This is a genomic window from Pseudomonas sp. YQ_6, from assembly GCF_043103245.1.
Classification (GTDB): Bacteria; Pseudomonadota; Gammaproteobacteria; order Pseudomonadales; family Pseudomonadaceae; genus Aquipseudomonas; species Aquipseudomonas alloputida.
This window is the reverse complement of record NZ_JBICJR010000061.1, coordinates 87,169-100,794: the sequence shown is the minus strand read 5'-3', so window position 1 is coordinate 100,794 and position 13,626 is coordinate 87,169. Positions and strand designations below refer to the sequence as shown.

The window sequence follows — 13,626 nt, the reverse complement described above, 5'->3', positions numbered from 1 at the left end:
GGCACAAAAATCTTGTTGGGAGTTTCACTCATGGCAGTTGCCTCCGGTGCCTATAAAAAAGCCCTCGAGGGTGGCCAGCAACCCAAGCAGGTGCTGGTCAAGATCGACCGGGTCACGAAAAAGTTCGACGAAACGGTAGCCGTGGACGATGTGTCCCTGGAAATCCGCAAGGGCGAGATCTTCGCCCTGCTGGGCGGCTCCGGTTCTGGCAAGTCCACCTTGCTGCGCATGCTGGCCGGCTTCGAGCGCCCGTCCGAAGGGCGGATCTTCCTCGATGGCGTCGACATCACCGACATGCCGCCCTACGAGCGGCCGATCAACATGATGTTCCAGTCCTACGCACTGTTCCCGCACATGACCGTGGCGCAGAACATCGCCTTCGGCCTGCAGCAGGACAAGATGCCCAAGGCAGAGATCGATGCCCGCGTGGCCGAGATGCTCAAGCTGGTGCACATGACCCAGTACGCCAAGCGCAAGCCGCACCAGTTGTCGGGCGGCCAGCGTCAGCGTGTGGCGTTGGCCCGCTCGCTGGCCAAGCGCCCCAAACTGCTGCTGCTCGACGAGCCGATGGGTGCACTGGACAAGAAACTGCGTTCGCAGATGCAGTTGGAGCTGGTCGAGATCATCGAGCGCGTGGGTGTAACCTGCGTGATGGTGACCCACGACCAGGAAGAGGCCATGACCATGGCCCAGCGCATCGCCATCATGCACCTGGGCTGGATCGCCCAGATCGGCTCGCCAGTGGACATCTACGAGACACCTACCAGCCGCCTGGTGTGCGAGTTCATCGGTAACGTCAACCTGTTCGAAGGTGACGTGGTCGACGACGCCGAAGGCTACGCGATCATTGCCAGCCCGGAGCTGGAGCGCAAGATCTACGTGGGCCACGGCATCACCACCTCGGTGGAAGACAAGCACATCACCTACGCCCTGCGCCCGGAAAAGATGCTGGTCACCACCCAGCAGCCAACCTGCGAGCACAACTGGTCGCGCGGCAAGATCCACGACATCGCCTACCTGGGCGGCCACTCGGTGTTCTATGTGGAGCTGCCGAGCGGCAAGGTCGTCCAGTCGTTCGTCGCCAACGCCGAGCGCCAAGGTACCCGTCCTACCTGGGGCGATGAAGTGTACGTATGGTGGGAAGACGACAGCGGCGTGGTACTGCGGTCATGAAACTGCGCAAGCTCAAGCGAGCCTTCCAGCGTCTGGTCCCGGAGGGGCGGCACCTGGTGATCGGCGTGCCGTTCATCTGGCTGTTCCTGTTCTTCATGCTGCCGTTCTTCATCGTCCTGAAGATCAGTTTTGCCGAAGCTGACGTGGCAATCCCGCCGTATACCGAGATCTACACCTACGTCGAAGACAAGATCCAGCTGGTCCTCAACCTGGCCAACTACGGGCTGTTGACCGAGGATGAGCTGTACCTCTCGGCCTACCTGGGTTCGTTGAAGATGGCGTTCTTCAGCACCCTGCTGTGCCTGCTGATCGGCTTCCCGATGGCCTACGCCATTGCCAACGCCAAGAAGGAGACCCAGACGGTCCTGCTGTTGCTGATCATGATGCCAACCTGGACCGCGATCCTGATCCGCGTCTATGCCTGGATGGGTATCCTCAGCAACAACGGCCTGCTCAACGGTTTCCTCCTGTGGACCGGGTTGATCGACCAGCCGTTGCAGATCCTCAACACCAACCTGGCGGTGTATATCGGCGTGGTCTATTCGTACCTGCCGTTCATGATCCTGCCGCTGTTCGCCAACCTGGTGAAGCATGATCCGAGCCTGCTCGAAGCTGCCTCCGACCTGGGTTCGAGCACCTTCAACAGCTTCTGGAAGATCACGGTACCGTTGTCGAAAAACGGCATCATCGCCGGCTGCATGCTGGTGTTCATCCCCGTGGTGGGCGAGTTCGTGATCCCGGAACTGCTCGGCGGCCCGGAAACCCTGATGATCGGTAAAGTGCTGTGGCAGGAGTTCTTCAACAACCGTGACTGGCCGGTGGCATCCGCCCTGGCGGTGGTGATGCTGGCGATCCTGATCGTGCCGATCCTGCTGTTCAACCGTAGCCAGGCCAAAGAGATGGAGGGCCGCGCATGAAACGCTTCAGTTTCTCCAAGCTGATGCTGGTGCTCGGCTTGCTGTTCATCTACCTGCCGATGCTGATCCTGGTGATCTACTCGTTCAACGCCTCCAAGCTGGTGACGGTGTGGGGCGGCTGGTCGATCAAATGGTACGTCGGCCTGCTCGACAACTCCCAGCTGATGGGGTCGGTGATGCGCTCGCTGGAAATCGCTTGCTACACGGCGGTGGCAGCGGTGGCGCTGGGTACCCTGGCGGCCTTCGTGCTGACCCGCGTCACCCGCTTCAAGGGCCGCACGCTGTTCGGTGGCCTGGTCACAGCGCCGCTGGTGATGCCCGAAGTGATCACCGGTCTGTCGCTGTTGCTGCTGTTCGTGGCCATGGCGCAGATGATCGGCTGGCCGCAGGAGCGGGGTATCGTCACTATCTGGATCGCCCATACAACGTTCTGTGCGGCGTATGTGGCGGTGGTGGTGTCGGCACGCCTGCGTGAGCTGGACCTGTCGATCGAGGAAGCGGCGATGGACCTGGGTGCCAAGCCGTGGAAGGTGTTCTTCCTGATCACCATCCCGATGATCGCGCCATCGCTGGCGGCGGGCGGCATGATGTCGTTCGCCCTGTCGCTGGACGACCTGGTATTGGCCAGCTTCGTCTCCGGGCCTGGCTCGACCACCTTGCCGATGGAAGTGTTCTCGGCGGTTCGTCTGGGCGTGAAGCCTGAGATCAACGCCGTGGCCAGCCTGATATTGCTGTCGGTATCGCTGGTGACCTTCTTCGTCTGGTACTTCAGCCGCCAGGCCGAAGAGCGTCGTCGCAAGGCGATTCAGCAGGCGATCGAAGAGGGTGCTGCAGCCAACGCTTCGCAGCCGCAGGTCAAGCGCCCGTCGCAGGTGGCTGCGTCGGCCTGACCGGGCCCTTTCGCGGGCACGCCCGCTCCCACAGGGACCTCACAGCCTTCAGGGTTGTGCTGAGCCCTGTGGGGTAGGTGCATCACGATCTTCAGGGTTGTGCTGAGCTCTGTGGGGTAGGGGTATCAGAGCTTTCAGGGTTGTGGTGAGCCGTGTGGGGTAGGGGTGTCATAGCTTTCAGGGTTGTGGTGAGCCCTGTGGGAGCGGGCATGCCCGCGAAGGCTCCTGCACCGATTCAAAGCCATACCGCATCCCAATGTGGATAGTCCCTGATACTTCTGACCAATCCGGCCCTCAAGGGATTGGCAACAATGTACCGGGCTACATGAACCACACACTCTTCCCGCCGCAGCGCATGGTCCTGGTAACCCGATTGCCATATCGGCTTGTGCCCGACACCGGCCTTGCGCAAGGCAATCGCTGTGCGTGATTTGAACTTGCGCATCAACGTTCCCAATGTCACTTCTTTCAGCTCAATTAGCCAATGCAGATGGTCCGGCATCACTACCCAGGCCAACGATTGGCAGTCCTGAATGTCATCTGAGAGCCGAAGGTGTTTGACCACCAGACGGGCATGGTGGAAGTCGCGGAACAGTGGTTTGCGTTGATGCGTGATGGTGGTCAGCATGTAGAGCCTGCCGGGCTCGGAGAAGCGCCCACGGCGCAGTCGGTGGGATTCGGCTAACGGCATTTTGATCTTCCTTGAATGTGAACCTCCCTGTGAAAGGTAGCGGTTGGAGCGGGGATGGCAGATGACTGATGGTTTCTGGATATGGCAGATACTGATACATGGCTGTGGAGGCCTCTTCGTGGACTCGCCCGCTCACACAGGTACCGCGCAAGTCTCAAATAGTGCGCTCTCTCTGTGGGAGCGGGCGTGCCCGCGAAGAGGCCCTGAAGGTGTACGACTTTCATGAACTCACGTCGCTGCGTTGCGAGTACTGGCGACGAGATACTACTTTCCTTTAGCCGCAGGGCTATCTTTGAGTACGCTTCACAGCCTGACGCGAAGAACGGCAGACAGCAATTCATGTTCAAATTCATCGAGAGTGGAATGGACGATTTCTTTCAAGGCAGTGCGTAGGCGCCTGGCTTCACCGAAATTTTGAATGAAATCCTTCACTATTGGCGAATCTGGAGGAAGGTGCCGAACGTTCTGAGCTTTGAAGTCATTGTGCTGATTTGCAGTGCGAATATAACTTTTTAAATAAATGCGAGTGCTGTCAGGAAGCCTAGCGATTGCTTGAGGGGCTACGTTAATGAATTCGGGAGCTCGTCGTGAGGGTGGTATGCTATCTGAAGATTCATGGAGTTGTTGTTTGGATGCTGGCGTAGCTGATAGCGTAGCAGGGCTCTCATCTGAATTGAAAATTTTAGCGCTCGAGTTTCCCCAGCGAAACTGTTTTTGTACATAATCAGGCTTGGATTTCAATGTCCAGTTTGTATCGATTGTTATTGTCTTGGAGCGGGGTAGTAGGGGTGAGCGGCCTGTTGGGTCGGATAGGTTTATGGGGTCATTAAAGCAATAGGTATATGAGTTTATACCGCCAAGCGAAAAAGGACTCAAGCTATCGCTGGAGTGGAAACGAAAAATTCTGGGGTTGTATGTTCGGGCGCCAAGACCAAGAAAGTATAAGCCCACTGTGCTGTGTAGAAGTTCGCCGTGAAACTGTAAAGAGTTGGTAGGGTTACAGGGCGTCTTTGAGTGCCCGTAGGGGGTAAATGTATGGTTTCGATTGGTGTTGCTTAGCTTCGCCATTTTTAGGTCCTCCTTTCCAGGTTGACTATCTACTTTTCTGGCCGTTTGGCAACTATTAGAAATATCAGGTCTCAGCGAGTGCTTTTGTGAGTTAGCTGCGCTTTTCCTGCTGCTTGGATGCAGCTAAAAGCATGCAGGTCAATGACGTTCAATGAACACTGATCTACGCTTTCCCTCGCATCCCACGATTCATTTGTGCGAGGTTCGCACCGGCTGTGAAAATGTCGGGATGATCCCCGCCAGTGATGTTTATCGAACCCTGAACTACGCTCACAGTCGCATCCCACAAATCATTTGTGCACAAGCAAGGAGCCAGCATGGCGTTGATGCGTCCGCTGTCGGTCGTCTGCCTGGGGCTGTTGTACATGCTCACCGGCTGTAGCAAGGAAGAGGTCCCCGAGACACTGCCTCGGGTGGGTGTGCAGCAGGTACAACCCACCGATTTCGCTGCCAGGGTCACTTTGACCGGTGACGTGCAGGCGCGGGTGCAGACCGATTTGTCATTCCGCGTCGGCGGCAAGATCATTTCGCGTAGCGTCGACGTGGGTGATCACGTCAAGGCCAACCAGGTGCTCGCCCGGCTCGACCCGAAAGACCTGCAGAACAATGTCGACTCGGCCAAGGCCGAGGTATTTGCCGCGCAGGCGCGGGTCACCCAGACCAGTGCGGCCTTCGTGCGCCAGCAAAAACTGCTGCCCAAGGGCTACACCAGCCAGAGCGAGTACGATGCTGCCGAGGCCGCGCTACGCAGCAATCAGAGCGCACTCAAGGCCGCCCAGGCCCAACTGGCCAATGCCAGCGAGCAACTCAGCTACACCGCACTGGTCTCCGAGGCCGCCGGGGTAGTCACCGAGCGCCAGGCCGAGGTTGGCCAGGTGGTTCAGGCGACCATGCCGATCTTCAGCCTGGCCGTCGATGGCGACCGCGATGCCGTGTTCAACGTCTACGAGTCGCTGCTGGTGGCACCGCCCAGCGATGCCGGGGTAGTCGTGAGCCTGCTGGACGATCCCAAGGTCCAGGCCCATGGTTTCGTGCGCGAAATCACCCCCACCGTGTCGGCGCAAAGCGGCACCGTGCAGGTCAAGGTGGGGCTCAAGGATGTGCCGCCCGGGATGCAATTGGGGGCACCGGTTACTGCCACCACCAACGCCCAGGGCCGGCCCAGTGTCGAGCTGCCATGGTCGGCGCTGACCAAGGCCTTGCATGAGCCTGCTGTATGGGTGGTGGGTGAGGGCGACAAGGTGGAACTGCGCAAAGTCGAAATCCGCCGTTACCTCACCGGCAAGATCGTGGTCGCCAGCGGCCTGAAAGGCGGCGAGACCGTGGTGGTCAACGGCGGTCAGTTGCTGCACCCCGGCATGCAGGTACAGAAGGTCGACGCCAAGGGCCCAGGGGGTGAGCTATGAAGCGTCTGTTGCTGATGCTCTCGGCCGCTGTGCTGCTGGTCGGTTGCAGTAGCGAAGAAGAGGCACCAGAGGCGATCCGGCCCGTGCTGTCGGTCAAGGTCGAACCTCAGGTGCAGTCGCAGCTGGGCCGCTTCGCCGGCAGTATCCAGGCGCGCTTCGAAAGCACCTTGGGCTTCCGGGTTTCCGGGCGCATTGCCCGGCGCTGGCTGGACGTGGGCGCCCAGGTGAAGCCGGGCGACACCTTGGCCACCCTGGACCCGACCGACCAGCAGAACCAGTTGCGCGCCGCCGAAGGCGATCTGGCCAAGGTGCAGGCACAGTGGATCAACGCCCAGGCCGATGCCCGTCGCCAGCAGCAGTTGTATGACCGTGGGGTAGGCGCTCAGGCACAGCTGGATATCGCCCAGACCAACCTGAAAACCACCAGCGCGGCACTGGAGCAGGCGCGCTCTGCCGTCAGCCAGGCCCGTGACCAGCTCGACTACAGCACCCTGCGTACCGACCACGCTGCCGTGATTACCGCGTGGCAGGCCGAAGCCGGGCAAACCGTTACCGCCGGGCAAGCCGTGGTGACCCTGGCCCGGCCGGACGTGAAGGAAGCGGTAATCGACCTGCCGATCGGCCTGGCCGAGCAGTTGAGCAAAGGCCTGACCTTCACCGTTGCCTCGCAACTGGACCCGACCATCAACACCACGGCCAGCCTGCGCGAGCTGGAGCCCCAGGCCGATGCCACCACCCGTACCCGCCGCGCTCGCCTGACCCTGGCCAGCACACCGGCGGCCTTCCATCTCGGCACCGCAATCAGTGTGACCCTTAGCTCGGCAGTGTCCCCGCGCAGCGAACTGCCCTTGAGTGCCTTGCTCGAGCGCGACGGCAAGACCCAGGTGTGGGTGATCGATACGCAGAACAAGACCGTGGCCACCCGTGACGTGGCGCTGATCGACCGCACCGCTGACAGCATCGTGCTGAGCTCTGGTGTGCAGCCCGGTGAGCGCGTGGTCACCGCCGGCGTCAACAGCCTCAAGCCTGGCCAGAAGGTCACCTTCGACGAGGATGCGCAATGAAAGGAAGCTTCAACCTGTCCGACTGGGCACTCAAGCATCAATCGTTCGTCTGGTACCTGATGTTCGTTAGCCTGTTGATGGGGATTTTTTCCTACTTCAACCTGGGCCGCGAGGAAGACCCGTCGTTCACCATCAAGACCATGGTCATCCAAACCCGCTGGCCCGGTGCGACCCAGGACGAAACCCTGTACCAGGTTACCGACCGCATCGAGAAGAAGCTCGAGGAACTCGACTCGCTCGACTACACCAAAAGCTACACCCGCCCCGGCGAATCCACGGTCTACGTGTACCTTCGCGATACCACCAAGGCCAAGGACATTCCGGATATCTGGTACCAGGTGCGCAAGAAAATCCAGGACATTCGTGGCGAATTTCCCGCCGGTATCCAGGGGCCGGGCTTCAACGACGAATTCGGTGATGTATTCGGCTCGATCTATGCCTTTACCGCCGACGGCCTGACGCTGCGCCAACTGCGGGACTACGTGGAACAGGCACGGGCCGAGGTCCGCGATGTACCCAACATCGGCAAGATCGAGCTGGTCGGCACCCAGGACGAAGTGCTGTACCTGAACTTCTCCACCCGCAAGCTGGCTGCCCTGGGCATTGACCAGCGCCAGGTGATGCAGGCACTTCAAGCGCAGAACGCGGTGACGCCGGCCGGCATGATCGAGGCCGGCCCGGAGCGCATCTCGGTGCGTACGTCCGGGCAGTTTGCCTCGGAAAAAGACCTGCAAACCGTCAACTTGAGGATCAACGACCGCTTCTTCCGCCTGGCCGATATCGCCGACATCGAGCGCGGCTACGTTGACCCGCCTTCGCCAATGTTCCGTTACAACGGCCAGACAGCCATTGGCCTCGCCATCGGCATGAAGGCCGGCGGTAACATCCAGGTGTTCGGCGCGGCGTTGAAAAAGCGCATGGATCAGGTGGTCCAGGACCTGCCGGTGGGTGTTGGTGTACACACCGTTTCTGACCAGGCCGTGGTGGTCGAGCAGGCGGTCGGCGGTTTCACCAGCGCGCTGTTCGAGGCGGTGGTGATCGTGCTGGCCGTGAGCTTTGTCAGTCTTGGCGTGCGCGCCGGGCTGGTGGTGGCCTGCTCGATCCCGCTGGTGCTGGCCATGGTGTTCGTGTTCATGGAGTACAGCGGCATCACCATGCAGCGGATTTCGCTGGGTGCGCTGATCATTGCGCTTGGCCTGCTGGTGGACGATGCGATGATTACCGTGGAGGTGATGGTCACGCGGCTGGAAATGGGTGAAAGCAAGGAGCAGGCGGCGACGTTCGCCTACACCTCCACAGCCTTCCCCATGCTTACCGGCACCTTGGTGACCGTGGCCGGGTTCGTGCCTATCGGCCTCAACGCCAGCTCTGCGGGTGAATACACCTTCACCCTGTTCGCGGTGATTGCCGTGGCCCTGATCGTGTCGTGGGTGGTGGCTGTGTTCTTCGCGCCGGTGCTTGGCGTGCATATTCTCAAAGGCGACAAGCTCAAGGCTCACGAGGCTGAGCCTGGCCGGGTCGGGCGGGCATTTGAAGGCGGGTTGCTGTGGTGCATGCGCAACCGCTGGTTGACCATCATCGGCACCGTGGTGCTGTTTGCCCTGTCGATCTTCTGCATGCGTTTTGTGCAGAACCAGTTTTTCCCGTCCTCGGACCGCCCGGAAATTCTCGTCGACCTCAACCTGCCGCAGAACGCCTCGATCGAGGAGACGCGCAAGGTGGTCGACCGCTTCGAGGCACGGATCAAGGACGATCCGGACCTGGTGCACTGGAGTACCTACATCGGCCAGGGCGCGATCCGCTTCTACCTGCCTCTCGATCAGCAGTTGCAGAACCCTTACTACGCGCAGTTGGTGATTGTCAGCAAGGGCTTCGAAGAGCGTCAGGCCATGATGGACCGCCTGCAGAAGATCCTGCACGAAGAGTTCGTCGGCGTCGGCACCAACGTGCAATCGCTGGAGATGGGCCCGCCTGTGGGCCGGCCGATTCAGTATCGGGTCAGCGGTGCCAACATCGACGAGGTACGCAAACACGCCATCGAGCTGGCCACCTTGCTCGACCAGAACGAGAACATCGGCGAGATGATCTACGACTGGAACGAGCCGGGTAAGGTGCTGCGCGTGGAAATTGCCCAGGACAAGGCACGCCAGCTGGGGCTGTCGTCCGAAGATGTTGCCAATGTGATGAACAGCATCGTCAGTGGCGTGCAGATCACCCAGGTCAACGACAACATCTATCTGGTCGATGTGGTCGCGCGCGCCGAAGACAGCGAGCGTGGCTCACCTGATACCCTGCAGAACCTGCAAATTCTTACCCCTAACGGCACGTCGATCCCACTGCTGTCGTTCGCCACCGTGCGCTACGAACTGGAACAGCCGCTGGTGTGGCGCCGCGACCGCAAGCCGACCATCACCATCAAGGCCTCGGTCAATGGCGAGATCCAGCCCACGGACCTGGTGGCCCAGCTGAAGCCGAATATCGACGAATTCGCCAGCAAGTTGCCGGTAGGCTTCGAAGTGGCTACCGGCGGTACGGTGGAGGAGAGTGCCAAGGCACAAGGGCCGATCCGCAAGGTTATCCCGCTGATGCTGTTCCTGATGGCGACCTTCCTGATGATCCAGCTGCACAGCGTGCAGAAGCTGTTTCTGGTGGTCAGCGTGGCGCCGCTGGGGCTGATCGGCGTGGTGCTGGCGCTGGTGCCTACGGGTACGCCGATGGGCTTCGTGGCGATCCTCGGCATCCTCGCGCTGGCGGGCATCATCATTCGTAACTCGGTGATTCTGGTGACCCAGATAGACGAGTTCGAAGCCCAGGGCTTGTCGCCGTGGGATGCGGTGGTGGAGGCCACCAACCACCGGCGCCGGCCGATCCTGCTGACCGCGGCGGCGGCGAGCCTGGGCATGATCCCGATTGCACGTGAGGTGTTCTGGGGCCCCATGGCCTACGCCATGATTGGCGGGATCATCGTGGCGACCTTGCTGACGCTGCTGTTCCTGCCGGCGCTGTACGTGGCCTGGTACAAGATCCGCGAGCCGCAGAAACACTCCTGAAGGCCTGTATGGCCCCTTGTAGGAGCGGGTTTACCCGCGATGCGATGGTGCATCGACCACCGTATTCGCGGGTAAACCCGCTCCTACAAGGGGGCGTGTGCTTTTAAAAAGGTTATATAAAAATTCTTAAACAGTATTTTTAAGAATAATCCCGCCTCACTACTATTGCCCTCAAGCCAGGCGCAAACCCCCTTCAAACCTCTGCCCGGCGCCCTCACTCCAAGGAGAACGAGCATGAGTGCATCTCTGCGTAGCATCGACGGTCAGGACGAAGCCACCATCTTGCGTGAAATCCAGAGCGCCTTGCGCGACCTGCGGTTCGGTGCGGTGGAGATCACCGTGCACAACGCTCAGGTGGTACAGATCGAGCGCAAGGAGAAGTTCCGCCTGCAACAGCCCGGCAACAAGCCCGGCTGATCGGCGCCACAACATCCAAAACTAGAAAAAATGCCAATCGGGAGCTTCACCATGTCCATCCGCCGTTATGCGCTCGCCGCCCTGGCCAGTGCTGTTTTTGCCGGTTCCGCCATCGCCAAGGACTACGAACTGCTCAACGTGTCCTACGACCCGACCCGTGAGCTGTACCAGCAGTACAACGCCGAGTTCATCAAACACTGGCAACAGGCCCACCCGGGTGACAAGGTGAAAATCCAGCAATCCCATGGGGGGTCGGGCAAGCAGGCCCGTGCGGTGATCGACGGCCTGCGCGCCGACGTGGTGACCCTGGCCCTGGCCGGTGACATCGACGAAGTGGCCAAACTTGGCAAGACCCTGCCCGAGAACTGGCAGACCCGCCTGCCTGACGCCAGCACCCCGTACACCTCGACCATCGTGTTCCTGGTGCGCAAGGGCAACCCGAAAGGCATCAAGGACTGGGGCGACCTGATCAAGAAGGACGTGTCGGTCATCACCCCGAACCCGAAAACCTCCGGCGGTGCACGCTGGAACTTCCTCGCAGCGTGGGCGTACGGCCTGAAGGCCGGCGGTAGCGAAGAGAAGGCCAAGGCCTATGTGCAGGAGCTGTTCAAGCATGTACCGGTGCTGGATACCGGCGCCCGTGGTTCGACCATCACCTTCGTCAACAATGGCCAGGGCGACGTGTTGCTGGCCTGGGAAAACGAAGCCTTCCTGGCCCTGAAGGAAGACGGTGGTGCCGACAAGTTCGACATCGTCGTGCCGTCGCTGTCGATCCTGGCCGAGCCGCCAGTGGCCGTGGTCGACAAGAACGCCGAGAAGAAGGGCAATACCGAGATTGCCACCGAATACCTCAAGCACCTGTACAGCCCGGCCGGGCAGAAGATTGCCGCCGAGAACTTCTACCGCCCGCGTGACGAGAAAGTCGCTGCGGAGTTTGGCAAGCAGTTCCCGAAACTGGACCTGGTGACCATCGACAAGGACTTTGGTGGGTGGAAGACTGCACAACCGAAATTCTTCAATGATGGCGGTGTGTTCGACCAGATCTATCAGGCACAGTAAGGGCCAAAGGAAATCGGGGCCGCGTTGCGGGCCATTCGCGGCACAAGGCCGCTCCCACAAGGAACCATGATCCCCTGTGGGAGCGGCCTTGTGTCGCGAATGGGCTGCCAAGCAGCCCCAGGATTCAAAAGCTTGCACCGGCCCGGGATTGTTTCCGGGCTGAGTGCGTTCAACCAGGGATATTTATGTCGCGTCGTATCTCCCCCGTCATACCCGGCTTCGGGCTGACGCTGGGCTACACCTTGGTGTACCTCAGCCTGATCGTGCTGATACCGCTGGCGGCCATGTTCATCCATGCCTCGCAGCTGACCTTCGAGCAGTTCTGGACCATCATCAGTGCGCCGCGGGTGATCGCTGCGCTCAAGCTGAGCTTCGGCACCGCCCTGTTCGCCGCCATCATCAACGGTGTGATCGGTACCCTGCTGGCCTGGGTGCTGGTGCGTTACACCTTCCCCGGGCGCAAGATCATCGATGCGATGATCGACCTGCCGTTCGCCTTGCCCACCGCGGTTGCCGGTATCGCCCTGACTGCCCTGTACGCGCCGCAGGGCTGGGTCGGCCAGTTCGCCACCGACCTGGGCTTCAAGATCGCCTACACCCCGCTGGGCATCACCCTGGCACTGACCTTCGTGACCCTGCCGTTCGTGGTGCGCACGGTGCAGCCGGTACTGGCCGACATCCCGCGCGAAGTGGAAGAGGCCGCAGCCTGCCTGGGCGCCAAGCCACTGCAGGTGTTCCGCCACATCCTGGCGCCGGCCCTGCTGCCGGCATGGCTCACCGGCTTTGCCTTGGCCTTCGCCCGTGGCGTGGGCGAGTATGGTTCGGTGATCTTCATTGCCGGCAACATGCCGATGAAGACCGAGATCCTGCCGCTGCTGATCATGGTCAAGCTCGACCAGTACGACTACACCGGCGCGACCGCCATCGGCGTGTTGATGCTGGTGGTTTCCTTCATCCTGCTGCTGCTGATCAACCTGCTGCAGCGCCGCATCGAAACCCCTTGAAGGAGGCCGGCATGTCCAGTTCATCCCTGAGTGCAAGTGCCGCAGCCAACGCCGCCCGCCGTGGCAGCGCCACGTCACGGCGTATCCTGATCGGCCTTGGCTGGCTGGTGTTCGCCCTGTTCCTGCTGCTGCCGCTGGTGATCGTGGTATCGCAGGCGCTGAAGAACGGTTTTGGCACCTTCTTCGAGGCGATATTCGAACCCGATGCGTTGTCGGCGCTGAAGCTGACCCTGCTCGCCGTGGTTATCTCGGTGCCGCTCAACCTGGTATTTGGCGTAAGCGCCGCCTGGTGCGTCAGCAAGTACACCTTCCGTGGCAAGAGCATCCTGGTCACCCTGATCGACCTGCCGTTCTCGGTGTCCCCCGTGATCGCCGGCCTGGTCTACGTGCTGATGTTTGGCGCGCAAGGCCTGCTCGGGCCGTGGCTGCAGGACCACGATATCCAGATCGTGTTCGCCCTGCCGGGCATTGTCCTGGCGACCATTTTCGTTACCGTACCGTTCGTGGCCCGTGAGCTGATCCCGCTGATGCAGGAGCAAGGCACGCAAGAGGAGGAGGCTGCACGGCTGCTCGGTGCCAACGGCTGGCAGATGTTCTGGCACGTGACCCTGCCGAACATCAAATGGGGCCTGATTTACGGCGTGGTGCTGTGTACCGCGCGGGCCATGGGCGAGTTCGGCGCGGTGTCGGTGGTTTCGGGCCACATCCGTGGCGTGACCAACACCTTGCCGCTGCATGTGGAGATCCTCTACAACGAGTACAACCACGTCGCGGCCTTCAGCGTGGCCAGCTTGTTGCTGATCCTGGCGCTCTTCATCCTGCTGCTCAAGCAGTGGAGCGAGAACCGTATTAACCGCCTGCGCCACAGCGCCGCGGAGGAATGATTC

The 13,626-nt window shown here is 60.7% G+C and carries 12 protein-coding genes; 10 read left to right on the top strand and 2 right to left on the bottom strand.

The window, feature by feature from the left end:
* The first annotated feature begins 30 nt into the window (after positions 1 to 30).
* Genes potA through ACF8FG_RS21070 form a run of 3 tightly spaced genes read left to right on the top strand, consistent with a single transcriptional unit; the run spans position 31 to position 2,980 of the window.
* Positions 31 to 1,173: a polyamine ABC transporter ATP-binding protein gene (gene potA, locus ACF8FG_RS21080; protein ID WP_010955706.1), complete on the top strand. Its 1,143-nt coding sequence runs from the start codon at positions 31 to 33 to the stop codon at positions 1,171 to 1,173.
* A complete protein-coding gene (locus ACF8FG_RS21075) occupies positions 1,170 to 2,090 on the top strand; it encodes an ABC transporter permease subunit (RefSeq protein WP_003253736.1) in 921 nt (306 codons plus the stop codon). Before potA ends, ACF8FG_RS21075 begins: the two co-directional genes overlap by 4 nt.
* A complete protein-coding gene (locus ACF8FG_RS21070) occupies positions 2,087 to 2,980 on the top strand; it encodes an ABC transporter permease subunit (protein ID WP_014592779.1) in 894 nt (297 codons plus the stop codon). The genes ACF8FG_RS21075 and ACF8FG_RS21070 overlap by 4 nt, the downstream gene beginning before the upstream one ends.
* Positions 2,981 to 3,215: 235 nt before the next feature.
* Here the strand turns inward: ACF8FG_RS21070 and ACF8FG_RS21065 are convergent, their stop codons facing one another.
* A complete protein-coding gene (locus tag ACF8FG_RS21065; RefSeq protein ID WP_019437290.1) occupies positions 3,216 to 3,671 on the bottom strand; it encodes a transposase in 456 nt (151 codons plus the stop codon).
* Positions 3,672 to 3,974: 303 nt separating this feature from the next.
* Positions 3,975 to 4,739: an RHS repeat-associated core domain-containing protein gene (locus ACF8FG_RS21060; RefSeq protein WP_392519178.1), complete on the bottom strand. Its 765-nt coding sequence runs from the start codon at positions 4,737 to 4,739 to the stop codon at positions 3,975 to 3,977.
* A 317-nt stretch (positions 4,740 to 5,056) separates the two neighbouring features.
* Between ACF8FG_RS21060 and ACF8FG_RS21055 the strand changes: the two genes are divergently transcribed.
* The 7 genes from ACF8FG_RS21055 (at position 5,057) to cysW (ending at position 13,623) form a co-directional block, all read left to right on the top strand.
* A complete protein-coding gene (locus ACF8FG_RS21055; protein ID WP_318081808.1) occupies positions 5,057 to 6,145 on the top strand; it encodes an efflux RND transporter periplasmic adaptor subunit in 1,089 nt (362 codons plus the stop codon).
* Entirely contained in the window at positions 6,142 to 7,209 is a 1,068-nt protein-coding gene (locus ACF8FG_RS21050; RefSeq protein ID WP_318081809.1) for an efflux RND transporter periplasmic adaptor subunit, read from the top strand. Before ACF8FG_RS21055 ends, ACF8FG_RS21050 begins: the two co-directional genes overlap by 4 nt.
* Positions 7,206 to 10,259, top strand: a complete 3,054-nt coding sequence (locus tag ACF8FG_RS21045) for an efflux RND transporter permease subunit (protein WP_014592775.1) — start codon at positions 7,206 to 7,208, stop codon at positions 10,257 to 10,259. Before ACF8FG_RS21050 ends, ACF8FG_RS21045 begins: the two co-directional genes overlap by 4 nt.
* A 234-nt stretch (positions 10,260 to 10,493) precedes the next feature.
* Positions 10,494 to 10,676 carry a sulfur starvation response protein OscA gene (oscA, locus tag ACF8FG_RS21040; RefSeq protein ID WP_003248957.1) on the top strand — a complete coding sequence of 61 codons (183 nt, stop codon included), beginning with the start codon at positions 10,494 to 10,496 and terminating at the stop codon, positions 10,674 to 10,676.
* A gap of 51 nt (positions 10,677 to 10,727) precedes the next feature.
* A complete protein-coding gene (locus ACF8FG_RS21035) occupies positions 10,728 to 11,735 on the top strand; it encodes a sulfate ABC transporter substrate-binding protein (RefSeq protein WP_003248959.1) in 1,008 nt (335 codons plus the stop codon).
* 185 nt (positions 11,736 to 11,920) lie between these two features.
* Complete coding sequence (gene cysT, locus ACF8FG_RS21030) at positions 11,921 to 12,739, top strand: sulfate ABC transporter permease subunit CysT (protein ID WP_003248961.1); 819 nt, start codon at positions 11,921 to 11,923, stop codon at positions 12,737 to 12,739.
* A gap of 11 nt (positions 12,740 to 12,750) precedes the next feature.
* On the top strand, positions 12,751 to 13,623 hold the full coding sequence (cysW, locus tag ACF8FG_RS21025) for a sulfate ABC transporter permease subunit CysW (protein WP_010955698.1): 873 nt from the start codon (positions 12,751 to 12,753) through the stop codon (positions 13,621 to 13,623).
* Positions 13,624 to 13,626: the final 3 nt, after the last annotated feature.

Coding starts and splice junctions, on each gene's coding strand:
- ACF8FG_RS21075 (WP_003253736.1), top strand. CDS start 1,170: ATGAAACTGCGCAAGCTCAAGCGAGCCTTCCAGCGTCTGGTCCCGGAG.
- potA (WP_010955706.1), top strand. CDS start 31: ATGGCAGTTGCCTCCGGTGCCTATAAAAAAGCCCTCGAGGGTGGCCAG.
- ACF8FG_RS21065 (WP_019437290.1), bottom strand. CDS start 3,671: ATGCCGTTAGCCGAATCCCACCGACTGCGCCGTGGGCGCTTCTCCGAG.
- oscA (WP_003248957.1), top strand. CDS start 10,494: ATGAGTGCATCTCTGCGTAGCATCGACGGTCAGGACGAAGCCACCATC.
- cysW (WP_010955698.1), top strand. CDS start 12,751: ATGTCCAGTTCATCCCTGAGTGCAAGTGCCGCAGCCAACGCCGCCCGC.
- cysT (WP_003248961.1), top strand. CDS start 11,921: ATGTCGCGTCGTATCTCCCCCGTCATACCCGGCTTCGGGCTGACGCTG.
- ACF8FG_RS21050 (WP_318081809.1), top strand. CDS start 6,142: ATGAAGCGTCTGTTGCTGATGCTCTCGGCCGCTGTGCTGCTGGTCGGT.
- ACF8FG_RS21045 (WP_014592775.1), top strand. CDS start 7,206: ATGAAAGGAAGCTTCAACCTGTCCGACTGGGCACTCAAGCATCAATCG.
- ACF8FG_RS21060 (WP_392519178.1), bottom strand. CDS start 4,739: ATGGCGAAGCTAAGCAACACCAATCGAAACCATACATTTACCCCCTAC.
- ACF8FG_RS21055 (WP_318081808.1), top strand. CDS start 5,057: ATGGCGTTGATGCGTCCGCTGTCGGTCGTCTGCCTGGGGCTGTTGTAC.
- ACF8FG_RS21035 (WP_003248959.1), top strand. CDS start 10,728: ATGTCCATCCGCCGTTATGCGCTCGCCGCCCTGGCCAGTGCTGTTTTT.
- ACF8FG_RS21070 (WP_014592779.1), top strand. CDS start 2,087: ATGAAACGCTTCAGTTTCTCCAAGCTGATGCTGGTGCTCGGCTTGCTG.